The sequence below is a fragment of the Micromonospora cynarisoli genome (assembly GCF_030518815.1).
Lineage (GTDB): Bacteria > Actinomycetota > Actinomycetes > Mycobacteriales > Micromonosporaceae > Micromonospora > Micromonospora wenchangensis.
In genome coordinates, this window is the sequence record NZ_CP130426.1 from 5,561,156 (window position 1) to 5,586,698 (window position 25,543).

Consider the following 25,543-nt stretch of genomic DNA (forward strand, 5'->3'; position numbering starts at 1 on the left):
CCGTGGCCGTCGGGCTCGTGCAGCCTCACATCCGGGATCTCAGTACGTCGAACTCGCAGCCCGGCAAGGACGGGTCGAAGCCGTGTTCGATCAGCCAGCGGGACGCCAGCAGGCTACGCAGCGACCACCAGGCGCGAATCACGTCCCGGTCGACGTCGACACCGTAACCGGCGAGGAGATCCTCGAGCCGTTCCTCGTGCCCGAGGGTCAGAATGGCGAGGTCGAACAGTGCGTCGCCGGGTGCCGCCTCGGACCAGTCGATCACGCCGGTGACCTCGTCGCCGTCGGTGAAGATGTGGGTGATCTGCAGGTCGCCGTGCATGAACACCGGCGTCCACGGCCGAATCGCGGCCTCGGCTATCGCGGTTGCGGTCGACCAGGTCGGCCGGCAGGACGCCGCTGTCGACGAGCCAGGCACATTCGCGATCGAGTTCCGCGTCCAGCCCGACGAGCTTCCTGCCTGCCCACGGCGGTGGTAGCGCTTCGTGCAGCTTCCGGATCGCAGCGCCCGCCGCGGCCCACGCCGCCGGTGACGCGGGCGACGGCTCGCCGAGACAGCCGAGTGCCTGGCCGGGGACGGCGGCGATCGCGAGGACGGGCGGCCTGCGCCACAGGACCTCGGGGGTCGGGACGGGCGCCAGCCGCATCGCCTCGACTTCGACATCGATGCGCGCCTGGTCGCTGTCGACCTTCAGGAACACGTCGCCGACGCGCAGGGTCGCGCGCTCGTGATGGGCGACGACGACCGAGACCTCTTTCACGCCGGCCATCATCGCGGGCTGATCATCAAGGTCGCCACGGGTTACTACGTTTACTACGAGCGAGTCGAATGCGCTAAGTCGTACAGGGAGTCGACCTGACTGACCCGCGCACATCGGCAGAGCCGCGAGCGCCATGAACGTGGCCAGAAAGTGATCGGGGTGCAGGTCGAGGTTCTTGCGGGCACATCGGCATGATCGGACGCTCGACGGAGGCCCTCATAGTCGGTATGTCGGCGGGGAGCGAGCGACCTCGAGGTGAGCGCTCCTTGCTCCTTTCGCAGCGACGCCGAAGGTGGGTATACAGACGGGACGTCGTTGATCTTCGATGATGTGCGCGACGTGTGCTCGCCAGCGGATGCCAACCCGGGTCACCCGGTGCCGACGCGGGCCACCGCAGCCGCTCGTGGTCGCAAACGGGGGTTCGTGTGCTCGGGCTGTGGTCCTGGGCTGGGCGAACGGGGGTCCGGGTGCTGCGGGTGAGCCTGGACCACTCCCTGCCACCCCAGGTGAACCCGCAGGTCGCTAGACTAGGCGCTCGCGCCCTCGTAGCTCAGGGGATAGAGCATCGGTTTCCTAAACCGTGTGTCGCAGGTTCGAATCCTGCCGGGGGCACTTAAGATTGGCTAGATCTGGCTCTGAGCTGGGGATATGCTCCCGCGTCGATGGTCACCTATGCAGCCGCATGCCACCCTGAGTCGCTGTCTGTCACTGTTCGCGGACTGTTTACGGATTGATCTTGGAACGTGGGGAGCCCGCTTGCGTCCCGCGGACGCGGGCGGGCGCGAAGCCTGCTTGCTCAGCTCTGCGGCCGGTGCTGGTCGTCCCGCTCGGGGGTGGGTGACCTGTCTAGTGTGTGCTTCGCCTCGACCATGTGAGGCGTGAGCGCCTTCGGGGCGCGCGGTCTGTGTCTCGCTGCTGCCAGATGCCCTCGGATGTGCTCGACAAACCTAGGCGCGCCGCCCTTACTGAGGCACTCAAGCAGCTCATCGACGTCCAAGCGGGGCATTCCGGGTACGCGGCCCGTGTCGTCGCTCTGCCTCTTGATGATCTCCACAACCGGAATCGGGGCCAGATCGTACTGTAGGCATAGAAACTGGTCGGGCCTCAATACTTCGATGTGGAGGGGAGCCACCGCATTCTGAGGAAAGTGTTTCACGTTGTTGGTTACGATGACGTCCGCACGGCCCGCGACGGCGGCAGCTAGGACATGTCGGTCACCTGCGTCGTTCGTCATTCCCTCGACGAGGGGCTCGTAGCCTGTGACCTGGGCGTCGCTGAACGCCGCATTCATGCTCCTGAACATGTTGTCGAGCTTGTCGGAGTCGACGCCGGGACGCAGTCGCAGGATTGTCCGTCGCGTCTCCGCGAGGATGTCCTGGCTCCAGAGTGGACGGTAGAAGTCCGCTTCCGCGACTCGTAGAAGGGTGTCGCGCAGCGCGTTTGGAACCAGGACGTTCGCATCGAGTAGGACAGAGAACGGCACCAAGTGAGCCTAGGTGGTGGGGATGCTCGGCGGAAGCCCTGGCCTCACGTTCTGTTGTCGACGCCTTCCTCAAGGTCGCTGACTGGCAAGTCATAGAGCCCCATGGCAAGACTCTCTGTCGTCATGCTCTGAAGTAGACGCCGCCGCTCCTGCCGTCGCTGCTCTTGGTACTTGAGCACGTCGGCTAGCCTGATGCGGCGGTGGCTGCTGGGCCGCTCGTGCGGGATCTTCCCTTCGTCCAGCAGCTTGGTGAGGGTTGGCCGTGATACGCCGAGCATGTCTGCGGCTTGCTGGGTAGTGAGTGTTGTGTGCTGCGGGGCGATAGTGACGGCATATCCGCTGGCCAAGGTTTCAAGAGCTTTGACCAGGATGTCGTGCAGACCGTCGGGCAGGGGCATGGTGCTAGTGCCGTCTGCGCTTACCAGGCGCGCTCGCGCCTCGGGCACGTTGTGGCCACGGTCGCGTAGGACCTGAAGAAGGTCCACGACTTCCGCGCTGTTGGTGGCATCGGGGAGGATCGTCTGCTCATCCATGACGCGGGCTGCGGCTGTCATGGGGCTAGCATGCGTCCAATTCGCAAGAAACGCAACGTGATCTAGGGATACTGCTCGTCATCTTGAATTAATGCCAAAGCGGGCACTCTTCTCAGAGCGAACTTCGGATCTTCGCTGCTCGAGCTCTAGCGACAGGCCCATACGCCAGCTGTTGACCTGTCATAACCTGGAGGTTGCGGCTACAGGCTGTGTTGGGATGAACGGTATTGATCCTTCTGAGCCCGCTGCGAGGTTTAGATCCTAGCTAGTGCCGTGACCACGAACGTTGACGGTGTTGGGGTCAGGCTGCGCGGGTGGTGGGTTGGCCCCAGCGTCGTTGGCGTTCGCTGCGGACGCGGGCGCGTTCGCGGCGTTGGGCGGCCAGGACGTCGGGGTGGCGGGCGTTGGCGTTGCGCCAGCGCAGGTAGGCGTGCAGTTTCCGGGTCAGCGTCGGGTGGTTCGGGTGGTTCGAGCCGGCGATGACGAAGGTGCGTAGCGGTCCGAACTGGGCCTCGATCGGGTTGGCCCAGGAGGCGTAGGTCGGGGTGAAGCAGAGCTCGACCTTGTTCCGGGCCGCCCATCTGCGGATCTTGCGGCCTTTGTGCGCGGACAGGTTGTCCAGGATCACGTAGATCGGTGCCCCGTCCGGGCGGGCGGCGCGGATCGACTTCAAGGCGGCGAGGCTGTTCGCGGCGCTCTTGCGACGCCGCACGACGCCCCAGAGTTGGTCGTCACCGACGGAGTAGCAGCCGTGGAACTGCCGCACGCCGTGCAGCTTGTGGTAGTTCGCCGGTAGCCGGTGCGGATGGCCCGCGGGCGCCCAGCCGGTGCCGGCCTGCGGGCGGATGACCAGGGGCCCGAACTCGTCGAAGGCAAACACCCGCTGCGGGAAGTGGCTGCTCACCTGCTCGATCCGGGCGAGCTTGACGTCCCGGTCGGGGTCGGTGGACTCCTTCCACGTCTTCGTCCGCTGGAACGTGATCCGATGCCGGTGCAGGATCTGCCGCAACCTCTCCCGCCCCACCCGGACCCGCCGAACGGCATGCGAGCCCAGGTGCTCGGCGAGTTTGCGGACACTCCACCGGGTGAAGGGCCGCCCCAGCTTCTCGGGGCGGGTGTTGGCCGTCTCGACGATGAACGCCTCGTCATCGGGACTGATCTGGCGGGGACGGCCACCCGCCCACTGAGGGTCCAGGCTGGCCATCCCCATCTCGTTGAACCGGTGGATGACCTGCCGGATCGTGTCCTCGTCGGCCTGCACGAGACGGGCGATCGCCTGCACCGTGTTCCCGCCGGCCGAGGCGAGCACGACCATCGCCCGCCGAAGGCGGATCGGCGAGCCGGTACCTCTACGAGTGATCCTCAGCAGCTGCTGACCCTCCTGGTCACTGAGCCGCCGAACGCGAACGGGTTCTGCCACCGCCACAGCCTGACCGCCACGACCCCGCCCAGCCGACAGGCCAGACGGCGTGTCACCCAACACCGCGAACATTCGTGGCCACGGCACTAGGGCCGCCTCAATCCGCTGGTTGACCGTCGCCTCCTGGCCGTCGATGCACTTGGCGTACACCTTTAGCAGGACGTCAACGGAGTGCCCGGCGCGGGCGGCAACGTCGGTCGCTGGCACACCGGAGTTCAGCCAGAGCGACACCGCCGCGTGCCGCAGGTCGTACGGTCGACCGGCCAGTGGCGACGCCACCTGCGCAGGAGTCAGCGCCAGGTTCCGCGCCGCCTTCCACACCCGGGAGTACGTCGACGCGGCCACCACGTTGCCCTTGCCGCTACGGAACAGCCGGCCGTCGTCGGCGACGCCAAACCGGTCGACGTGCCGCCGCAGCGTGCCCACCAGTTCGGGCGGAATCGGCACTACCCGAGACTCCGCCGCCGCCCGGTGCTTCAACCCGCGCCGGTCGTGCACCTCGCCGCTGTCGGTCCACCGCTTGCCCGCCTGGGGCCGGTTGTCGACCAGCACCAGCCGGCCCCACCCGGTCGCCGGAAGGTGACAGTCCTGCTCGCTCAGCGCCAACGCCTCACTCGGCCGCAGCGCCGCGAAGTACAGACACGTGAAGAACGCCACCAGGCGCTCACCGCGACCGACCCGGCCCCGCTCGCCGTCGTAGGACACGGCGGTCAGCAACTCCCGGGCCTGACGGCCGTTGACAACCACACGCCGGTCGACCGATTCGGCGATCTTCGCCCGCTGTGCGCGTACCCGGACCTTGTCGACCGGATTGAACTCCAACGCCCCCAGCTCTACGGCGTACTGAAGCACGTTGTAGAAGACCGACCGCTTCCGGCGCACCGTCGTCGGTGCTGCCGGCCGCCCGTCGAGGCGCAACGCCAAGGCGTCGAGCGCAGTGCGAATGACGGCCGGCTCGCCCACCTCGCTCACCGTCAGCGAGGCCCGACGTAACCACCGCGACGCTGGTGCCAGGTCCGCTGGCACCTCCGATTCCCGGAGGCCCGGCGGCAGCAGGTGATCCCGCAGCACCCGCCGCAGTTGGTCTGCCGAGGGCCGTCCTGCCTGGTCGCCCACCAGCACCGGAGCCACTGTCACCAACGCATCGACCATGCTCCCCCGGGACTTCGCCGCCGCGCCCGGCCACTTGATATCGACGTACGACTGCATGAACTCCAGCCACGACACCGCGCCCTTGCTCTGCACCATCGAGTCAGGCAGGCCGGTGGCAGCGTCGAACGCCTCGCCCCGGTTGATCGCCTGCATCAGGTCCGACCGGTAGTTGTCCGCCAGCGCCCGGGTGGCGAAGTTCCGCGACTTCTCCCGCCCGCCGACAATCCAGCGCACGGTGTACGTCTTCTTCCTGGCGGCACCCTGATTGACGCGGATGTCCCAGACCCTGACCGCCCGCGACTTCATGCCGCCTCCCGGTGCTGTTCCAGCCAGGTTCGCAGGTCACGCCGCTCGATCCGCAGTTCACCGTTGGGCAGCTTGATGCACTCCGGGGCGATGCCCAGCTCCCGCCAGCGGTAGAAGGTTCGCCGCGACACTCCGTTGAGCACGGCGAGGACTTCCGGAACGGTCAACAACTCGCTTTCCATGAGGGGTGCCTTCCTCCAGATGATCAAGCGCGCTCCGCGCGGTGCTGGCCGGGGCGCGGCAACCAGTTCCTACTGAGCCGCCGCCCCGGCGCGGTCAGCGCCGGGGCGGCGGCTCAGCTGGCCCGAAACCCACGCCCCGCGCGTCATCACTGGGTTAGTGAGTGACCCGGTGACGAGCCTGGCTCGACCAGGTCGATACGACGAAGCCGACCGCTGGTCGCATCCACCCGACGAGCCCTCGAAGCCGTACCGGGGACGCACGCGGTGGAGTTGCCGAAGGGAACACGAGGCCGCTCGGGCGTCCGGGGCGGTAGAGGAGGTGAAGGAGGGGCGGGGTAGGAGAGGGGTGCGGGGTAGGGAGCTGCCCGCGTTGCACTGCCAGGTGGTCGACGGCTTGAAGAACCGGGAGGAGTGGTCGCCCGCCGGCCCGGTCGAGGTGACTCCTTCCGCCGGTCGAATGGGTGCCGAGCGCTTCGGGGTCGTCATTCGGTGGATGGGCTGGTCCGAGGTGGGAGTTGCCGAACGGCTCCACGGACTGTGCAGGCGGTCGGCGGACGCGGGGTCAGAGCGCCTCCGGCGGGGGCCAGACGACTCCGGGATGGAGTTGCCGAACGGTTGCGGTGGGTCGGCGGCAGACGGGATAGCAGAAATAGGCAGCGTCTGAGATCCTGTCCCTTTGCCGCCAACACAGGGAGAGTTTAGTCCCCGATCTTCGGCAAGTTGTGGTTCTGGTGCCGGTACTCGTAGATGGTGCAAGAGGTTGGTAATGTCTGAGGATAGTCACAAGCCGCAACTGGAGGCATCGCTCCAACGGGTTGCCGACCGGGCGGTTACAGCTGAATTTGAAACCTGGATTACCCAATTCAAAGATCCCAGGACTGGAGAGTATGTTGGCCCACTGGGATTGAGAATCAATTTCCCATGCACTGGGGCGTTAAGGCAGGTTCGAGTAGATGCCCCAAAAGCGAAGGTGTTGGAGTGCTTTACGTTCGAGGATTGGGTGTTTCTCGGCGATTACGACGCGTTTTTCGATAGGAAAGGCCGCGAAATCGCCGCCAACATTACCCTTCGCACCTCTCTTGCAAGTCGATTAAAGGATCGTTCGGCGGTTGAGTTTCTGACGCACGATCAAGTTCGTGAAGCCGATAACGTTAACTTCGAATACCCTGCCTACGTTGAGCCGAAGCGTATCCGCATGAGCGATTCAGCTTCCCCTTTGAGTATCGAGTTGCGAACTCCGTCGTACCCGTCTTTGGTGGGTGTGTCCGGGGCGGCATATGACTGGAGCTTGAAGATATCTGGACTTCACTCGGATTCCTCGGAACTTGCACTCAAAACACTTATCGAGGTCTCTACATCCCTCTTCATTGAGTTGGAGATGTCGATCGGGTTGTCGTGCCAGCTTCAGAGGTCATTTGACGCTGACTGGGTCAAGGAGGATTGGGATGTTGGAGAAGAGCCCAGTGGAAGCCCGCGCTTCCCGATGCTCCGCTACCCGCACGAGCCTGTTGCGCAGTACCTGTATGCAGGGTCGATGGGCTTCTCTTCGCCTTTGCTGGAGTATCTCGCCTACTACCAAGTAGTAGAGTACTTCATGCCCGCATACAATTTTTCCGGCATGGTTAGGCGTTTGCGTAATGCATTAAAGGATCCTCGTTTTGATCTCGCTGATGATGCGGCGCTTGGAAAAGTTGTGGAGTCTCTCACTCGCGGCAGCAAAAGCTACCTCTCCGAGCGGGAGCAGTTAAGAGTGGTTATGCGAGAGTGTGTGGATGATGACATTATCCGCGACTACTTTAGTAGGCATCCCAACGGACTGAAGGCGCTTGGCAATAAGGATCGCATTGCCGGTGTCCGTGCTATCAATTTATCAAATACTCATATGAAGCTGACTGACCAGGTGGCTGATAGGATATATGATCTACGATGTCGGATAGTTCACGCGAAGGAGTCCGCAGAGCTGAATGCTCCCCTGTGGCCGTTTGGGGGCGAATCCAAGAGGCTTCGCTACGATACCCAATTGGTTAAGTTTCTTGCTCGGAAGGTTTTGATAGCATCAAGCCGGCCGGCGTCATGGATATCCTGAATAGAGTTTAGGTTAGCTGGCTAGCGGGGGTCGCAAACGAAGGCCTGGATACTTAATGCGTGCCGACCTGGGTCCCGCGCCCGTGCCGCCAGCCGTCAGCAAGGGGTGGAGAGGAGCAGCGAGACCGCTGCTGGCTGACGACAAAGTCTGAGGTGGATCGGTGAAGCGGTGATGCTCGGCGGCACGGGACGCCAGTACGGCAGGCCGGGGTCCGCCGTACTGGCGTTCACACCGAAGTGGTCAAGGTCTACGTACGCACGGTTGTCGCCATCGACCTACAGGCCCAGCAGCTCTAGTATTCCAATGTGGCGGACCATCTCGTGCGTGACGTGCAGCAACTTCGGGAGCAGGCGTTGACTTCCGTGGGTCGATCCTCTGGCCGAACTCCTCTGCGGTCTGCTCTTTACCACCTCACGCGAGGCCGCATCGACAGGCGGCCGCGATATACGGTGGGCCAGTTGCCTTCCCTTGGCATGCCATGGCAAGACACCCTTTCCGGCAGGTATTTCGGGTGGCGCTGTAGGCAGGCCAATCTCAGGGGAGAGTTCGCCTTTGCCGTCGAGTACATCGTCTGCCCGTACTGCCGAAGGGCCTGGGTAGACAAGCCGTACACCGCCGAGAAACTTCAGAGGCATGGTCTAGCTTCGGCGGCCTTGAGGGCACTGCGTGAGGAGAATCCAGGGCTGACGTGGTACACGGGCAGTGGGCACCTGAGCGACGCCGCTGCCTTCTGGTTGGCCGTCGGTAAGGGAGTGCCTGGTGAGTATCGACAGCACGACTTGTGCGAACACATCGACAGGCACGAGGGGCTCAAACCCCGGTGGATACTGCGGCAGCAGCAAGCGTGAAAGGTCAACGGCCCTGGCTGCACAGCCATCCGTACAGCGAAGGCCGCTGGCGGACACGGTTCAGGGCCGACGATGGGCTTCACGACGAGTAGGCCAGCGGCAGTCGCCGACGCTGACCGACAGAAGTCTCGATCCTTGCAAGCCAGGGCTCGGCACCACGGGCTTGCCCTTCCGCGCTGCGGCCCCGCCCTGCGGGCGGCCTCCGGCCGTCCTCGGCCAGGCCGCAGCGCATATGCCGATGCACGGACCATGCACGGACTGGCCTTCGCCGGGCTAGCTTGAGGCTGACGCGTCACCGCAGGTCAGTGGAGTCGAAGCCTACTGTCGACGGGTGGTTTCCTAAACCGTGTGTCGCAGGTTCGAATCCTGCCGGGGGCACCAGAACGAGGCCCTGACCAGCAGAAAGCCGGCCAGGGCTTCGATACTTATCTATGCAATTTCGATTCGCCCCCCGAAAATCCGCAGGGTGCCGCCCGGCACGGCGACCGCCCCGAACCCACTGCTGTCACCGATGGCACCCGTCCCGCAGCCATGCCGGCCGCAGCCCGCACTTCGCACTGGTCCCGTCGACCACGACCGCCGTTAGGATCATCATGACGTCGTTGCGCTCGCACAGCTCGTCGAACACCAGCCGCATGGTTATTGCGTCCGGCGCGGGCTCGTCAGATGAGCACGAGGTGACTCGGTGTGAGACCGTTTTCCTCTCACGCGAGCGGGGCGGCCCGAAGACACGAGCCGCCCGGCTCACCTCACCTCCTCGTCAACGGCGTCGCATGGCCCGGTAGGCCATCCGGCGAGCCGTGGCCCTGTGTGAGAGCGGATACCTCGACGACGGGGCGGCCGGCCGCGGCGGACGGGGACGGGGCCGTCGACGCCGTCGCGGCGGGTACGACATGAGCCCCGGCGTCACGCAGCGGGACGAACGGTAGTCGAAGGTGAACATTCTTCCCTTTCGTAGTGGGGTAGGACCGCCACCGAAGCACACGACCTGGAATAGGGTGTCACCGGTTCCGCTACAGCGGAACGGCTCGCTCCGATGGCCCGATCAAGTGTGCCACCGATCGCGCTTCTTTCCCCTTCCCGAGTTCTGAGCGCAATCTGATCGCGCTAGAACTGGACATCGGCACCTCGTTCGGAGTGAAATTCGACAGCGCCGGCAGAACTGCCGGCCACCGCCACGAGAGGAACACGAGTGGAGTACCGGATCCTCGGACAGGTCACGGTGCTTCGGGACGACAAACCCGTTGCACTCAAACCAAAGGCAGTCGCCGTCCTGGCCTTTCTCCTCCTGTCACCGGATCAGAGCGCAAGCCAAAGGACGATCCTGGAACACCTTTGGCATGGCGTGAGAACCGATCGGGGGTTGCTCCATCGCCAGGTCTCGGACCTGCGCACCGCGCTTGGTCGCGCTGTCGTTCCGGACGCCGATTCCGGGTCATATCGAATAGCTGTCGCCCGTGAAGCGGTGGACCTCTTCCGGTACGAGGACCGCCTGCAGGAGGTAGGGGTCGCTGCTACCGCAAAGGATAGAGCTGACGCCCTGGGCGCGGCGCTTCGAGAGTGGAAGGACGACCCGCTCCGGTCACTCGACGAGGTGTGGTTCCGCGAACAACGTAAGGCACTGATCAACAGGTGGAAGCGGACCTGGGAAGGCTACCTCCACGCCATGATCGAAGCTGGCGCAGTGCCGAACGCCATCGCAGAATGCTGGCGGGCTATCGAGAAGTGGCCGGACGACTCGCGGTTCTACAGGTTCCTCCTCCGTACCATCTACCAAAACGACAGCACCGCGAAGTTCCGCTCGACTTTCGAGGAGTGCTGGCTGAAGGTCAGAGAACATGTGCGGTCGGAACTCGATGCCATACGTGATGAGCTGGAGAGCGGTCCCCAGCCCGCGCATCGCGGCGTGAACGCGATCACGTCCTACGCTCCCCAGCAACTGCCGGCACATCGCATGAACATCATCGGCCGCGCTGCCGATCTCGAAACCCTGCGCGCGGTCCTTGTAGGAGAGCGGCCGAGTCGGATCGCGGCGTTGGTGGGCACCGCGGGCGTGGGCAAGAGTGTGCTCGCCTTCCGCGGCGCGGACAACATCCGCGAGCACTTCTCCGGCGGAGTGCTGTACACCGACCTGCAGGGCTTCTCCGAGCATGAGCCGCACAAGGCGGAGCAGGTGCTCGCGAGGTTCCTCGACGAGCTCGGCGTCCCACCGCAGACCCCCACGTTCGACGGCCTGAGCGCGGCCTACCGCTCGACCTTGGCGCAGCGCGCCGTTCTGGTCGTGCTGGACAACGCGCGTGACCTGACACAGGTGCTCCCGCTGCTGCCCGGTCCCGGGCCGAGCGCGGCGGTGGTGACCAGCCGCAACGCGCTGGTGAGCCTGGTTGCCAAATACGGGGCGAACCAGATTGTTGTCGCGCTCCTGCCTTTGGACGAGTGCGTCGCGCTGCTCGCGTCGATCATCGGCGAGCAACGAGTGCGAGCCGAGCCTGACGCGGCCGCAGAGGTCATTCGCCACTGCGCCGGCCTGCCGTTCGCCGTGATTGTGATCGCCGCTCGGCTGCTGTCTCGTCCCGCGCTGTCCCTCGGGGAGGTGCTGAACGAGCTGAGGTCCGCGACGGACAAGCTCAGCACCTTTGTTCACGAGGAGGCGGACCTAAATCTGCGCGCCGTGCTGGCTACCTCGCACGGTGTGCTGTCAGGCCCTGCAGCAGCCCTTTTCTGGCGCCTCGGCGTACACCCCGGACCGACGATCAGCCGTGACGCCGCGATCGACCTGGTGACATCCGCCACCGCAGGTGCGGAGGCGCTCAACGAACTGCGCACCGCGCACCTGATCGAGGAAGTGTCGTACAACAGGTTCGCGATCCACGACCTCGTGCGTGCGTACGCGGAGGAAAGAGCGACGGAAGCTGGCGACGCCGAACGGCGCCTCACGTCCGAGCGACTGCTGGATCACCTCATGTACAACGCTCGGGACTGCGACGAGGCGATCGTGCCGGGCCGGAACCTCCGGATCGGCACTGCACCCACCGGGCTCAAGCTCGTGTCCCCCGAGGGCATTGGCGCGGCCATGGCGTGGTTCACGGCGGAGTACGACGTGATCATGGCCGCGATCAAGCACGCGGTCCGGCACGGTCTACGCACCTACGCGTGGCTGCTTCCGTTGACCTTGACGACGTTCCAGTGGAGGAGCAACCGGTACCTCGACGCCCGGTACACCCTGCAGATCTCGCTGCGCGCCGCCGAGGTTGTAGCCACGCCGGCGGACCAGGCGATGATCCTGCGTCTGACCGCAGGTACCGACCGAGGGCTCGGCCAGCTCGATCTCGCGAAGATCAGGCTCGCCACCGTCATCGACCTCGCCGAAAACGACGACGACGAGCTCGGAGTTGCCCACGGTTGCCACGGGCTGGCCGTCCTGCACCGCGAGACCGGCGATCCCGCGTACGCAGAGGAGCGGTTCCGCGCGGCGCTGGCAATCTACCGGCGGCTCGGCAACGTCGTGGGCCAAGCCGGTGTCCTCAACGGCATCGGCTGCACCCTCTCCGACCGGGGCCAGTACGACGACGCGCTGGCAAACTGCACCGAAGCCCTGGAGCTGTTCCAGGCGACCACAGACGAGAACGGGCAGGCGAACACGCTCGACTGTCTGGCTGGAATTCGGCTGTCAATGGGCGACATCACGGCTGCGATCAGAGATTTCGAGGCGGCTGTGGAGTTGTACCACCGGCTGGAGTATCGCAAGAGGGAGGCGAGCACACTTCAGCGCCTCGCGATCGCCCAGCACGAGGCCAGCGACAGTCGCGAGGCACAGCAAACGTTGTCTCGCGCCCTGCAGTTGCTGCGCGAATTGCGTGATCCAGAAGCAGAGGCCGTGGCGAGGCGATTGGAGGAATTGGCATGACCCTTTCACGCAACGCGAAGAAAACTAGCGTCTCGTTTTTAATGCTTCGCCCGGTAGCGGGCGGTCGGGTCAGCTCCGTGCACCTTGCAGTCCTGCGGCGAACCTTTGGCGGGCAGGAATGGCCGCAGGTCCTGGAACGCCTCCCGTCCGTCTTGGGGGCGCCGTTCCGGATCCCATGCCGCCATTTTCGCGACGACGGGCGCGAGCTGTGGCGCGAGCGAACTCAGCGCCGGTTCAGGAGGAGGGTCGCCGCGGTGCGCGAACATCAGGTAATTCTCCGGGTACGGCAGGGCGAGCGTTGTCATCTCGGCAAGCATGCAGCCGAGAGGAAACACGTCGGCGCTGGTCGCGACCGGCAACAAGTGTACCTGTTCAGGAGCCGCGTATCTGTTTGTCCCGGCCTGAGTTTCCGGCGCCTTACCCACCTTTAGCATCGAGCCGAGGTCGATGAGGTGAACGTTACCGAAACTGTCGATCATGGCGTTCTCGGGCTTCACGTCTCGGTGGACATAGCCGAGGTCATGAATGTCGGCGAGGATTTCGCTCAGCTGTGCGACGAGGGAGACCGCTGTCGAGACCTCCATCGGGCTGTTTCCCTTTTCGGCATAGTCCTTTAATGTGTCTCCCTCGACCTTCCGCATGGCGATGAAGTAGGTCCCGTCCAGGTCTCCCTGATCGAGCCAGTCCGGAATGCCACGCACCTCGCTGAGTTCTTTCAGCAAGTCGGCCTCGCGCTCCATATCCTCCACGAATTCATCGAAATAGGACTCGCTTTCGAATGTTCGAGGGCTCAGGAACTTCACGGCCACGGAGTTCCCGTGGCTCATGTCAAACGCCTCGAAAAGGTGGCCGCCATTTCCCTCGCCCAGTTTCTTGCGCAGTATGAAGCGGTCGCGAACGGTTTGACCCAGCTGCACTCTATTCCTTCTTTCACCTGGCCACTGACTTATGCGAAGGAGAAGCATGTCCACCTGGCGCCCGCCCGAAGGGGTAGCCGACCGTGTCACCACGATCGCCGTGTCGGCCGCCGCGCCCAGGGCGCAAAAATACAAGTGCCCGATGGCCGAAGCGTTGAAGGCACGCCCATCTCTGCGGCTCCGTTCCGGTCCGCGCCGCTATGAGAAGCTCGAGCACTTCACTCTCGGACCGTTCATGACCGCGCTCGACCAGGTCGAACGAGGCTTCAGGTCGGTGGAGGGTGCTCTCGATGACGTCGAGCGCAACGCTCGGCTCCACGACGGACTGAAGACGTGGACGGCTCACGCCGTACGCGACTACCTCCGGGCTTTCCCAGTGCACCCGCTGAACCGTTCGCCGCTGCGCCTGGTGCCGCAGAGGTGGACGTACGAGCGAGAGATCAGGCGAACCCGGTACCGGATCAGCGCGTGGGGCCGTTGCTACCAATCCGTGGACGGCCGCACGCGCGAGATTCGCATGATCAACATTCGATCCCGGTCATCGACGAGGAGCGACGCCGAGGTGGCCGTCGCGGCGTTCGTCTTGGCCTGCGCCGACCAGGAAGCCGGGAGTCCACCTGTTGAGCACGTGCGCGTCGTCAACTACAGCGTGGAGGACGGGAGGGTGTGCACGTTGTTCGACGGCGCACCGGCCGACGCGACCTTGGCGTACGAGAAGCATGGCAGGGCCGCGCTGACCGAGGTAGCAGGAGGCCAGGAGTACCGCCCTGGTGGCGCGTGTGTGAAGTGTGACTTTGCCACCAGATGCCCGGCGCTCGCCCGCGCCCCCGGACTACTCGGAGTGGACGGTGAAGGGCGACCACGTCGGCAGTGGTCGGTGACGAGTGGACGAGCGTACCGCGAGTGCCCTGCCCGCGCGCACCTGCGTGAGCTCCGGCTTCCCACGGACGCGCAGGTCGAGCGCGGTGGGCCCGCGCAACGGGGGCGGGCTGTGCACGCCCTGCTCGCCGATCATCACCGTACGGGCCACCGCTGCTCACCCGCGATAGGCGACCGCTGGACGGGCGACGACTTCGGCCTCTCGCCTGACGACATCGGTCTCGGGAGGCGCCTCGTGCGCCACCACGCCGAGGTCTGCCCGTTGCAGCACACGCAATTCGACCGGGACGTGCGCGTCGAGCCGCAGCTGACGTGGGACGACCAGAACGCGAACGTGCTGGTCGTCGTTGAGCCCGATCTGCTTTATCGTGACCACGACTCGTGGGTATGGCGCGAGGTGAAGACGAGCAGCTCGGACGGCCGCCGGGCGAACGAACTCTTGACGGAGTACCCGCAACTCGCCCTCGCGGTGCTCGTGTTGGCTCGCGGAGAGCTCGGCGGATCACGTACCCGCAGCAGGGTCGAGCTTGAGGTGCTGAGGCCCTCCGGCGTCGACCTTTACGTGATTGACCCATACACGCCGTCGGTGCGCCGCAATGCCGAGACGGTCGTGCGCGACCTCGTCCTTCGCTGGCGTGCGGACGACGAGTTCCTCCCTCGGCCCGGTGATCGCTGCACCCGCTGCGAGGTGGCGAGCTGGTGCCGAGCCAAACCTGAAACGGAGCTGGCCTCGTGACCACCCCCCACCACGACGCTCTGGACTTAGTTCGTCTCACCGCAACTGCGGTGCTTGCCGTGCAGGCTCACCAAGACGCGGGCCTCGCAGTCCCCTACCCTCCCGCCGCGCAGCTCGCACTGGACCGGATTACGGCCGTTTGCCTTCTGGAGGGCCTTGAAGCGCCCGCGAGCGTCCCAGCGCTGCTGGCACTGTGCCGCGCACACCTGTCTAAGTGGCCGATCACGGTCCCGTCCGACTACACAGGACCTGACGCGGTGCTGGTCGACGAGGCGACCGGCCTACCCACGCACGTGTGTGCCGAATGGGCGTCCGGTGACGCCTTTTCGTCTGGGGTTGGCCCGATCAACGAGTTGCTCCGTCAGTTGGCGGGCAACTGCCCGTCGCCCGGGATTTACGAACGATGCCGCAGCTTCCTGATCGACCACCCCGTGGTGAACCAGGAGAACATGAGGGCTGTCCACTCCACGCCAGGTGGTTCCGAGACGTGGAAACGCGTTCAGCCTCTGTACGGCCCTGTCGCGCACGCCTATGCGCGCGACGGGCAGTGCGTCCGCTGCGCGTCCTGCCGGTGCCTTGCGGTTACGCTGCCCGACAAGACCAGCCGATGCGAGAGCGGTGTGTGCCCCGGCTTCACCGCGCAGCAGACGGAGCCGGTTACCGCACTCCGCGCGCTGCCGGCGGAATTGCGCCATCCGTTATCGGCTTCGGGCCGGGTGGAACGCGATATCCGGAACGCCTGCCTGGCTGCGGGAGCACACGTCGAGTTAAGGCCCGATGCGGTCGACCACCTGCGCATCACCTGGCCGTCCGACGACCTGTGGCTCGTTGTGGTGTCCACCAGCGCCGAACCCGCGTTGCTCGCACGCCGGCTCCGCCACTGGACGCCGGACCACGCCAGCCGTGTCTGCGTCGCCGTTCCCGGCTACGTCATGGAGCGCAGACCTGATTACCGCCAGGTGTTCGAGCGGCACCGGCGACCTGGCTCGGCGGAACTGATACCGGCCGAACTCGTGGCATCAAGCGACCAACACCAGGCTGACGGAGGCGAACCTCGTGCGTGATGTGTTTCAGCTGCTCCCCGGTGTACTCACCGAGTTGCAACAGAACGGGTTGAAGCGGAGCGAGGCCGAGCAGCTCTGCCTGATGGAGCTGGGCTTTCTGCTGGCCGAAACCGTCGACCCCAACATTGCCGTGTCCGACGTGTGGACCCTGTTCAGCGGGTACCCGTTCGCAAAGGCTCGCGGACTAGTCGACGCAGACGGAGAGGCATTGCTCCGCGTCGCCCGCTACGCCCTGTGGAACTTCGGCCGGTCGAGGGCCTGGGAAGACGGGCTCGACCTGTACGAAGAGTTCCCATCCGGGCTGAGGGCCTACGTCTGGGCGGCCCGCTCGGATGTCGCACAACGGCAAGCCGTCACAGCGGCCTCCGATCGCAGGGACGAGTACCGTTCGGCGCTCCGTCTCGCCCCGCCGTTCGCCGGTGGCCCGTGCACCTTCGCCACCGAAGGTTTCTATCGGTTTTTCGCCGGACGCTCCCCGATCACCGTGCAGATCCCCGACGTGCCTGTGCACACGTTCCCGTCACACGACCTCAATCGCCCCCTGGCAGGCGGCGGCCGCCCGATCGAGATCAGCTGGGATGCGCTCGTCGCAGCTGCCGTGGAGATGGACCGGAATGCGCCCAGGGACCGGGCGGGTTTGCTGAAGACCGTGCGCCTCTTCGTGGCGTCTAGCGGTGGGTTCAAACGCAAGAAGTCGTTCAGCATCGACCGTATCTCCCACCTGCTGGGCATCGCTGGCGCGGGCAAGAGCACGATGCGCGACGTCCTGACGTACCACCTCGTGAAGCACAGGAAGATGCGTGTCTCGATCGTTGTCGGCGACGTCGTCGAGGTGCTCAAGCTCGTCGAACTGTTCCAGTCGCTGGACTGCGGTGTCGCACCGATCATCGGTGCATCCAACCGCGAGCAGCACGCACAACGCCTGCACCGCAGGCTCGCCGGACGCGAGCAGCCCAACCTCCTCACCCACGACGACGGCGCGTTCGACTACCTGAGTACGGCCTGTGCGGTGAGTGGTCTCCTGGACGACGATGACGCTCCGCTCACCTACGCGGACGCGCCGTGCACTCGGCTGAACCCGAAGCGCAAGCGTAAGCCGCGCGATCGCGAGCTGCCGCCATTCACTCGAGACCGCCGCGTGTGCCCGTTTTGGGGGCGCTGTCCTCGTCACCATGGAGCACGACGGCTCGCGGATGCGGATATATGGGTCGCTACGCCGCAGGCGATGCTCGACTCGTCCGTGCCGTGGCCTCAGAACCCCGAACGCCTGCGATACCTGGAACTAGCGGCACGACGCAGCGATCTCATTATCATCGATGAGGCGGACCGTGTGCAGATGCAGCTCGACCAGATGTTCGCTCCGGCGATCACGCTTGCGGGCGAGGAGACCACATCGTGGCTGGACCAGGTGGCCCAGCACAAGATCAATGAACTTGTCAACGGACAACGCACACAGCTGTCCAATCGCGATGTCGCGAACTGGACCACCGCGCTGAACACCGCATCCACGATCACAGATCGCCTGTACGCGATGCTGGTCAGTAGTTGGGAGTTGCGGAAGTGGGTGAGCGGGAGCTACTTCAACGCGTGGAAGTTACACGGCCGGTTGGCCGAGCAGCTCTTCCCTGTCCCCGCCGAGGGTGAACCAGATCAAGACGCGGTTCACCGGAACGACCTCCTCCAGGTGCTGGAGGAATACCGGAAGGACCCGTTCGACGATCAGGACAAGGTTCGGGGCGCAACGCGCAAGCTGGTCGCGTTCACGAACCAGCTGTTGCACACCAGCCGATCGAAGTCCACGAGTGCACGCGTGCATGATGCCCTACTGGCGCTGGCACCCGCCGGCCGCGCCGCGTACCCACAGCCCGGCGAGTTGACCGACAAGTTCGAGCTCACTCTCCTGCTGGCGGCGCTGGAGCCGAAACTCGCGTTGATGACGAGCATGTGGCCGCGAGTTCAGGCAGCTCTCAACCTCGGGTTCAACCAGCTACACCGCAGGCCGCTCGACTACGGGCCGATGGTGCCCGAGTCTCCCATGGGCAACGTCCTCGGCTTCGAGTTCGTGGTCGACAGCCCGGACAAGGGTGGAGTTCGCAGTGGTGAACTGCGGTTCTTTCGTTGCAGCGGAGTGGGCAGGAGCCTGCTCACCGCGTTGCCTCGGTTGGCCGAAGTGGACGGACGGCCGGGCGCGCACGTCCTGCTGCTGTCCGGCAGCAGCTGGGCGGGCAAGTCGAGTCGATATAACGTTCTGACCCCTGTGAGCCTCATCCTTAAGCCGGAGCAGAAAAGGATCAACCAAATCGCTCAACACAGCAGCATTCGCCTCGAGTTCGTCTGGCATCAGGGCAAGCCTCTGACACTCTCCGGTTCGCGCCAGGAAGACCGGCCCGCGATCCTCCGCACGATGGCACTCGCCCTCACAACGCCCCACGGAGGTCAGCGGAGCCGGCTGGAGCTGGAACTCGCCGAGCTCAGCGAACACCGCCGACATCTGTTGGTGCTGACCGGCAGTTATGAGGAGGCCAAAGTGGTGGCGGACGCCATGCACTCCACCAAGATGAAAGGACGTGTCTTCCGACTTCTCGCCGACGACGAGCGGGGCCCAGCCGTCGACGAGTCGTCAGCACCAGTGCTCCGCAGAGGCGACGTCGACAGGCTTGCGGATACGAAGGCTAGAGTTCTCGTGGCACCGCTGCTCGCCCTCGAGCGCGGGCACAACATCATGGCCTGCGGCGAGGCGGCCATCGGTACCGTCTACTTCCTCGCTAGGCCGAATCCGCGGCCGGACGACCTGAGCCTCGCGATACATGCGATCAACGACTGGATCACCCGAGCCGTCGACGATCTTGAGTGCGGGTTCGGCAAATGGGTGTCCGACGCCGCCACGATCGGTGCGGCGGGCCGGGACGTGCGGTCCCGTGCCTACCGGGAGTGGTTCCGAGTCCTCGGCAGGTTCCTCGCGTGGAGCCGACTCAGCGATCCCGATCGTACGACGCTCACCTGGGATCTCCTCGTGCTTATGTGGCAAGTGATCGGCCGTCTCGTGCGTGGCGGTGTGGAAGCGCGCGTGGTGCTCGTGGACGCCGCTTTCGCGCCGAAGACCGCCGAGGCGTTGAGCAAGGAACCGATGCCGGGGGCGCAAGTCATGATCAATGATCACGACACCCCGAAGTCCAGTCTGCTGCTGAGCATCCACGAGGTGCTCGGCGAATGCCTTTCCCTCGGTGACGACGTCGCCGAAAGCCGTCGCCGGGACCGCGACCTTACCAAAGCCTTATACGACCCGTTCTGGCAGGCGATCGACCGTTGCCTCCAACAGCCGACCACAGGAGGAAAGCCGTGGTGAACCCTCTCGTCCGTGTCGCCGCCTACGAGGCGGACCCCGTCACGGGTGACTGGCTCAAGACGTTCCGGACAATCAAGTTCAGTGACGAGTGGAAGGAAGAGGCACTCGCTCTGTACGCGTTGTCACGGCGCGGAGCGGACGCACCGCTGACCTTGCCCATCGCTCAGCTCAACAACCTGCTCCGCGCGGCGGCCCCAGGTGTGATCGCGACCGGCCGAGGTGCGGCCACCTACGCGAGCACGCCCTTGTTGTATGCGACCAACGAGGTGCCCACCGACCTCATCGCCGCGCTGGTAAACACGTGGGTCGCCACGCTGGGGCCGCGCAAACCAGACCCGGATCCCCAACGGCAGGCCGAGCTAGAGGAATCGGTCTACAAGGTCCAAGCATCGCTCGCCGGCTCCACGCCTTCGTGGAGCGAGAGCACTGTGAACCTGACCGCGGCCCGCCTGTCGCCGGGAGGAACTGCTCAGCCGGATCGGCAGCTGTACCAGCTGGTGCCGGAGGTACTCGCGGCCGAACTCGCCCGCCGCCCGTACCGCGACGGCGACGAGGAGTTGCACTTCCGGGTCGTGACCAGGGACCAGGGCGCGGAACTGGTCTCCTGGCCGCCCCGGCCGTTCACCAAAAAGGGCAGACAATGGTACTACTCCTGCCTTATCACCCTGACCGTGCAGACGGTGCCGTTCACGTCCCGCTTCCGCCTACACGTCGGCACCGGTGTGCGCCGCTGGGTGACCGGAGGTCGGTTCCATGTCCCGGCCAACCGCGGCGTCGGCGCCTACCTCGCGGTCGCGCCACCGTGGTCCACGGGTCATGAGCACACGCCAAGGCTGTCGAACAACTTCATCGACTACTTCGAACGTGGCAACCGGCATGTGTGGCGCAGCGGTAGCACGATCGAGCTGCTGCCAGAACTCGACATCGTGCGCACGTACCCCAGCGCGCTCGAACTCGTGTCCGATCCTGACCGGTGGCTCGAGGGCGTCGACGGCCTGACCGCCGCGATCGTGCACAGCAACGGCCTGACCGACCACGAAGTGAAGGCGGGCATCGGCCCCACCGAACGAGCGCGGCTCGACCGCTGGGTCGATCTGGGGCTCCGACCGTGGTTCAGGAGAGTGGCGGATCTCGAACGCACCGGCCACCACGCCAAGCCCAGGATTCGATCGAAGCCTCGCTGGGCCAAGGTCGAAGGGGACGACGCGGCGACCGAGGCACGCAAGGCGAGCGCATACGCTGAGGCCGCCCGCGAGGCCGCGCGCGCGAGGCGCGCGGCGCTTGGTGCGGCACTCGACGGTGCCTCGTTGGAAGTTCATCTGCTCTGGCAGACCGAACGCACCCGCGACAAGCTGGTCTCCGCGATGTGTGAACTCTTCGATCTTCCCGAGCCCGACGTGGAGACCCTGGAAAACTGGCACTGGGACATCGACGACAACCTAAGGATCCGGATCGTCGCGCGGAAGTTCGACAGTGCAGGGGCCTCGGCGTTGTCAGTGCCGAAGGCGACCGGAACCGAGCGGATCCGGCTGGTGACCGAGGCGATCAACGCACGCCGCCAGCGAGTGAGGGGGGTGTTCGAGACCGACCTCGATCCAGCGACGACGGCGGGCCTGGTGTTCGTGGAACTGCACGACCGCGAGGCGTTTATCACCGCAGACAGCGACCCGAAAACAGCCATCCGGCTGGGCTGCGCCGACTCTGGCCGGCTGAGCCAGTTCATCGGCAAGCGGAATGACGGCGACCGGGAGCTGTTGATCCGCGCGAGGTCGTCATGGCTGGATGGGCTGCGACAACTCGGTGCGGTCACCACGGCCGCCCACCGCGTCCAAGGGGTGCCGGACGGAACGCAGGTCGCCGCGCTGTGGATGGCCAACCGGCGTTCCGACGGCGCCACTCGGCACGTGCACCGCGAACTGGTGGCGGTGCGGCTGGAGCCGCGGGGCGGGCACTACCACCTCGAGGCGTGGCATGACGAGGAGAAGCAATGGTTGCCATACCGCCGATACCTGGTGGAGCTGCCGAAGAAGACGGCGGTGCGATCACCAGGCCGAAAGGGGCTGCGCGACCAGCGGTCGGTGGTGGAGCGGCAGGTGCGGTCGGTGCTGTACCAGTTGCGTAATCGGCCGACGATGCTGCTGGCGAACTCCGAGAACCTCCGCTGGTGGTGGTCGTGGATTACCAACGGCGAACTGGTGCGAGACATGATTGGCTTTGGTGACGATCCACCGCAGCGGCTCGCCGCGTGGGGACCAGACCTCAGGCTCGTGTTGATCCGCAACGCGGGTGGTCGCGACGAGGTGCCTCAGTGGTACGCCCCAGCGCCGGACGACGAAACTGCGGGTTTCGCCGCAGGGATCTGGCGACAATGCGATGCCGGGCCTGGCAACAGGGTTTTCGCGAGCATTACCGACGTGCCCGCGTCCGCTAAGACCACCAAGCGCACCGCGTTGAAGATCCTGACGGGGCCGGCGTGGGCGCGCTCGCCGGGTAAGGCGATGTGGAACCCGCGCTACGTCGAGATCACCATTGCCGGGTGCCTTTCCGAGGATGCGCTTGCCGTGAGCGGCCGGGGGGACGTGGCACCGGATGACCCTGCTGACTGGGCGGCGCTGGCTCATCAGCTCAGGCTCGTCGACGACTATGTGCCGTTGTCGCAACCCGCTGTACTGCATTGGGCGGCACTGGCTGAGGAGTACGTGCTGCCAACGGCTCCGGTGAGCTGATCGCCGCAGGCTGCCTGTACAGCACCAGAACGATGGACCTGACATTGCTGGATTCCTTCCCGTCGCCGTAGACCACGGCTTCCGGCACATGGGCACAAGTATAGATCGACAATGCTCGCGAGGCGGTTGCGAAGGAATATGCGGGAGCTGCAAGAAAGGCAGTCGGCCGAGATGGCCGTGCACCAAATTCTATCATCGGCCAAGTGCGGTGGAAGCCTCCCGTCGCACTTGGCCGCCTCCATTAATTCCAGCCTCGGGGGCGTCTTGGTTGAGGCAAATGCGGGCAGATTGTGAATGGCGGTTTCCAAACCAATTTCAATGATCAGGTCAACTGCAGGTCGGCGGCTATTCTGATCATGTAGTTGAGGTTCAACTCGGGCCGTGGACACGAACTCCTGCCCATCGGTAGGCGAGTCGCGATTGAGTAGGCATATGTCGTTCCGGTGCCGCTGGTGCCCAAGGGGGCAGTGGGCCCCGGCGGCATACTGTCCGTGTCCCCCGTTTACCCCCCGAAAACCCCTGTCGGCGGGTGACAGGAAGTGATAACGAGCGATCATTACTCGATCGTGTCTGTGCAGCTCAGGGCTTAGTTTTGACAGTCAATGACAAGGTTGGGATCGTTGCTTTCGGTAACCGTGTGTCGCAGGTTCGAATCCTGCCGGGGGCACGTCACAGAACTGCAAACGCGAAACGCGACCGGTCAGTCACTGATCGTGGAAGCCAGTTTCGGGTTCGAGTAGACGATCAAGGATGCCCCGGCCGAGCGGCCGGGGCATCGGTCGTTGGCTCGACGTACGGGCGCCGAACGCGCCTGGATCGCGGCATGAGAGTGTGCCGGGCATGGAAATCAGAGACACCTCAAGGCTGGCACGCGTCTTCAGGCGTCTGCCACATGAACGAGGGCAGACCCGTTCGCCAACGGAGGGATTGCTCGACGCGCTCGTGTGCCTCGCCGAGCTCATGACCGATCACATGTCAAGCGCTCGGAATCGCGTCACACGCGCTGAAACCGGCCCAAGGCCATGCCGAGGCCGGCAAGCCGCCGCATGACATTGGACGGGGCGTCCGCCAGACGGTAGTGCGGCCCGTCCTGGAAGGCACCGCGGACAAGATCGTGCGTCAACAGTTGGAGAGACTCGTCGATCGCGGCTTTAGTGGGTCGGGGGTTCATTGACCTGAGCGCATACGAGATGTTCTCCCGGCTGATCGCGCCACCCTTGAGCGGTTCCTCGTCGTTGGCCTCGTTGTACAGCAGATCCATCAGGCGGGTGATCAGATCGATGGATCGTTCGGCGCCGTTGTACTGCTCCTCGATGTCGGTGAGGTCGTCACCGGTCCGCTCGAACAGCACGCGGAGTTCGGTTAGGGTGAGTGGACTGATCTGATGCCTACCGAGCAGGGCCGCGAGGTCGTCGACGGTCAGCAGCGTGAAGCCGTTGTTGACTGCCCATTCTCGGATGCGGCCGCCGAAGCCGGGACCGACGATCAACCCGTAGTCGGCGAGGTGCTTACGCTGGTGGTCCTTGAGCGCGTCAAACTTGATGCTGTTTTCCGCGACCATCCCGGTGGCCGAGGACTTCACCTCGACGATGGCTTGGTACCGCTCGGTTGCGGCCAGCTCGGCTGTCAGCAGCACGTCCGTCCGGCCGCTGCCGCCGAGATGCTCCGCGCGGAACCCGAGGAAGCGGAACGTGGTCGCCACAGCTGCCTCGAACTCCTCGCTCGCGTCGCTACGGTATGCGCATGCGCGTAGTTGACCCGCGAGCGTCTCCGCAGTGGCCGGCGGTTCGTCGGCGTTGACGGCCTGCTCGTCGGTCGCTCCATCGACGCGTTCGCCGAGCAGCTCCGACAACGGCAGCTCAGCGGCGAGCAAGCGACCCAACTCTGTGGTGCGATATCGCATCCAGTCGATCCGCTCGACTAGGCCTGCGTCGCCCAGGAAACCCAGTCGGGTCCGCACCTCAGCGTCGGACAGGGGTTGTCCGTACTGCTCCTTGGCGAGGCGGACCAGTTCACCGACTGACGTCGCGGCATCGGCGTGGCCGAGCATCTCGGCAACGAACGCGTAGCGGGTGTGCAGATAGCGGACCAGATCGATCTCGTTTCCCAGCTCGAGGAGGCCGGCGAACTCAGCGGAGACGCCGTAACGTTGGAACGCGACGAGGTCGATGGCGCCGAGATGCCGGAAGCTGTGCAACGTGGAGCTGAACGAGCTCTTCTTCATTCCGAGCCTGGCATTGCAGCGTTCGAAGAACTCCTCGGCGTTGGCACCGCTGCCGAGGATGTCACACACCGCCTTGACCGACTCGATGAGCGACTGACCGGCGCCCGCTTCGTCGCGGCCCCGAGCGTTGCGGCCACGCGGGATGTATCCGATAAGCGACTTGCGCCGACGCAGGGCCACGGGAGTCAGTTCGCGCACCCGCCGGGCGACCCAGTCAGCTGGCTCCGGCAGCTCGACCTCGTCCAGCTGGGCGAAAGGCGAAGTCTTCGCAGCTTCGTCGGGAGACGCCAAGACGACCTTGCCGAGGAACGCTTCGCCGGAAGTGGTCAGCACGTATCTGTTTCCCCAGCGCTCGACCAGCCCCAGGGCGGTGAACCAGGTGATCCGCCGATGGATCTGATCGGGGCTGGTCCAGAACAGGCCGAAAGATTTGGCCTGTTCGAGCAGATCAGCCCGCGCGCGGGTCTCCGGCAGCGCCTGGAGCAGCTCGCCGAAGAATTTCACCCGGCCCTGCAGGTACACCGCAAGCGACTGGGAGGATTCGTCAGCCAGCCATGACGAGGCCGCCGCCGTGGGCACCCATACGCCGTCCCGACGTCGCGACACCATGCCCATGGCGGACAGTTGGCGCTTGCAGACCTCTTCTAGATCCGCGTCGACACTCGCCCCGTCGGCCCGTACGAGGCTGACCCGCGTGCCGGGGCCGGCGGGAAGGCTTTCGAGGACGACGCGGAGTACAGCGAGGAGGTTGTCGCGCTTGCCCGGCAGAGCGCCGATGGTATGGGAACGCTCGGCCCACGGCTTCCGTTCCGACGATACGGGATCCACGGGCACGAAGCGTACGGGTGGGGTACGACACCAGGCCCTTTTGTCGGCCGGTCCGAGCATCGGCCAGCGCACCGTCCAGCTCTGCTGGCCTTTCCGGCCTGTCCCGACCAGGTGTCCACCGGCTCACCGGCGGCATCGCGCACCT

At 65.1% G+C, this 25,543-nt stretch carries 14 protein-coding genes and 1 tRNA gene; 7 read left to right on the forward strand and 8 right to left on the reverse strand.

What is annotated here, in order from left to right:
- Window positions 1-25 precede the first annotated feature (25 nt).
- Window positions 26-664, reverse strand: a complete 639-nt coding sequence (locus Q2K16_RS33110; protein ID WP_368052503.1) for a phosphotransferase family protein — start codon at window positions 662-664, stop codon at window positions 26-28.
- A 636-nt stretch (window positions 665-1,300) separates the two neighbouring features.
- Here Q2K16_RS33110 and Q2K16_RS24505 point away from each other — a divergent pair.
- Window positions 1,301-1,373: transfer RNA gene (locus tag Q2K16_RS24505), tRNA-Arg, on the forward strand.
- A 184-nt stretch (window positions 1,374-1,557) separates the two neighbouring features.
- On the opposite strand, the gene Q2K16_RS24510 is transcribed toward Q2K16_RS24505, so the two are convergent.
- The 4 genes from Q2K16_RS24510 to Q2K16_RS24530 all read right to left on the reverse strand — a co-directional run bounded on the left by Q2K16_RS24510 (window position 1,558) and on the right by Q2K16_RS24530 (window position 5,837).
- A complete protein-coding gene (locus Q2K16_RS24510; protein WP_302740477.1) occupies window positions 1,558-2,244 on the reverse strand; it encodes a PIN domain-containing protein in 687 nt (228 codons plus the stop codon).
- Between the two features lie 44 nt (window positions 2,245-2,288).
- Window positions 2,289-2,798, reverse strand: coding sequence for a helix-turn-helix domain-containing protein (locus Q2K16_RS24515; protein WP_302740478.1), 510 nt, complete (start codon window positions 2,796-2,798; stop codon window positions 2,289-2,291).
- Between the two features lie 280 nt (window positions 2,799-3,078).
- A complete protein-coding gene (locus tag Q2K16_RS24520) occupies window positions 3,079-4,197 on the reverse strand; it encodes an IS630 family transposase (RefSeq protein ID WP_302739705.1) in 1,119 nt (372 codons plus the stop codon).
- 1,454 nt (window positions 4,198-5,651) lie between these two features.
- A complete protein-coding gene (locus Q2K16_RS24530) occupies window positions 5,652-5,837 on the reverse strand; it encodes a helix-turn-helix transcriptional regulator (RefSeq protein WP_302740480.1) in 186 nt (61 codons plus the stop codon).
- A gap of 766 nt (window positions 5,838-6,603) precedes the next feature.
- On the opposite strand from Q2K16_RS24530, the gene Q2K16_RS24535 reads away from it, so the two are divergent.
- Complete coding sequence (locus Q2K16_RS24535) at window positions 6,604-7,923, forward strand: hypothetical protein (RefSeq protein ID WP_302740481.1); 1,320 nt, start codon at window positions 6,604-6,606, stop codon at window positions 7,921-7,923.
- Between the two features lie 1,353 nt (window positions 7,924-9,276).
- Here Q2K16_RS24535 and Q2K16_RS24540 read toward each other — a convergent pair.
- On the reverse strand, window positions 9,277-9,399 hold the full coding sequence (locus Q2K16_RS24540) for a hypothetical protein (RefSeq protein ID WP_302740483.1): 123 nt from the start codon (window positions 9,397-9,399) through the stop codon (window positions 9,277-9,279).
- Between the two features lie 564 nt (window positions 9,400-9,963).
- Here Q2K16_RS24540 and Q2K16_RS24545 point away from each other — a divergent pair.
- Entirely contained in the window at window positions 9,964-12,678 is a 2,715-nt protein-coding gene (locus Q2K16_RS24545) for an AfsR/SARP family transcriptional regulator (RefSeq protein WP_302740485.1), read from the forward strand.
- Window positions 12,679-12,716: 38 nt separating this feature from the next.
- Here the strand turns inward: Q2K16_RS24545 and Q2K16_RS24550 are convergent, their stop codons facing one another.
- The gene (locus Q2K16_RS24550) at window positions 12,717-13,595 is read right to left on the reverse strand and encodes a serine/threonine protein kinase (protein ID WP_302740486.1); all 879 of its coding nucleotides are present in this window, start codon (window positions 13,593-13,595) and stop codon (window positions 12,717-12,719) included.
- Between the two features lie 46 nt (window positions 13,596-13,641).
- On the opposite strand from Q2K16_RS24550, the gene Q2K16_RS24555 reads away from it, so the two are divergent.
- Genes Q2K16_RS24555 through Q2K16_RS24570 form a run of 4 tightly spaced genes read left to right on the forward strand, consistent with a single transcriptional unit; the run spans window position 13,642 to window position 22,346 of the window.
- Window positions 13,642-15,210, forward strand: coding sequence for a PD-(D/E)XK nuclease family protein (locus tag Q2K16_RS24555; protein WP_302740487.1), 1,569 nt, complete (start codon window positions 13,642-13,644; stop codon window positions 15,208-15,210).
- Window positions 15,207-16,274: a pPIWI_RE_Y domain-containing protein gene (locus Q2K16_RS24560; RefSeq protein ID WP_302740488.1), complete on the forward strand. Its 1,068-nt coding sequence runs from the start codon at window positions 15,207-15,209 to the stop codon at window positions 16,272-16,274. The genes Q2K16_RS24555 and Q2K16_RS24560 overlap by 4 nt, the downstream gene beginning before the upstream one ends.
- A complete protein-coding gene (locus Q2K16_RS24565) occupies window positions 16,267-19,620 on the forward strand; it encodes a pPIWI_RE_Z domain-containing protein (RefSeq protein ID WP_302740489.1) in 3,354 nt (1,117 codons plus the stop codon). The genes Q2K16_RS24560 and Q2K16_RS24565 overlap by 8 nt, the downstream gene beginning before the upstream one ends.
- A complete protein-coding gene (locus tag Q2K16_RS24570; protein WP_302740490.1) occupies window positions 19,617-22,346 on the forward strand; it encodes a pPIWI_RE module domain-containing protein in 2,730 nt (909 codons plus the stop codon). Before Q2K16_RS24565 ends, Q2K16_RS24570 begins: the two co-directional genes overlap by 4 nt.
- Before the next feature lie 994 nt (window positions 22,347-23,340).
- On the opposite strand, the gene Q2K16_RS24575 is transcribed toward Q2K16_RS24570, so the two are convergent.
- Window positions 23,341-25,398 carry a restriction endonuclease FokI C-terminal domain-containing protein gene (locus tag Q2K16_RS24575; RefSeq protein WP_302740492.1) on the reverse strand — a complete coding sequence of 686 codons (2,058 nt, stop codon included), beginning with the start codon at window positions 25,396-25,398 and terminating at the stop codon, window positions 23,341-23,343.
- Window positions 25,399-25,543: the final 145 nt, after the last annotated feature.

Excerpts from the sequence above, each read along its gene's own strand:
- Q2K16_RS24515 (WP_302740478.1), bottom strand. The coding sequence starts at position 2,798 with ATGACAGCCGCAGCCCGCGTCATGGATGAGCAGACGATCCTCCCCGAT.
- Q2K16_RS33110 (WP_368052503.1), bottom strand. The coding sequence starts at position 664 with ATGTCGAAGTCGAGGCGATGCGGCTGGCGCCCGTCCCGACCCCCGAGG.
- Q2K16_RS24535 (WP_302740481.1), top strand. The coding sequence starts at position 6,604 with ATGTCTGAGGATAGTCACAAGCCGCAACTGGAGGCATCGCTCCAACGG.
- Q2K16_RS24530 (WP_302740480.1), bottom strand. The coding sequence starts at position 5,837 with ATGGAAAGCGAGTTGTTGACCGTTCCGGAAGTCCTCGCCGTGCTCAAC.
- Q2K16_RS24555 (WP_302740487.1), top strand. The coding sequence starts at position 13,642 with ATGTCCACCTGGCGCCCGCCCGAAGGGGTAGCCGACCGTGTCACCACG.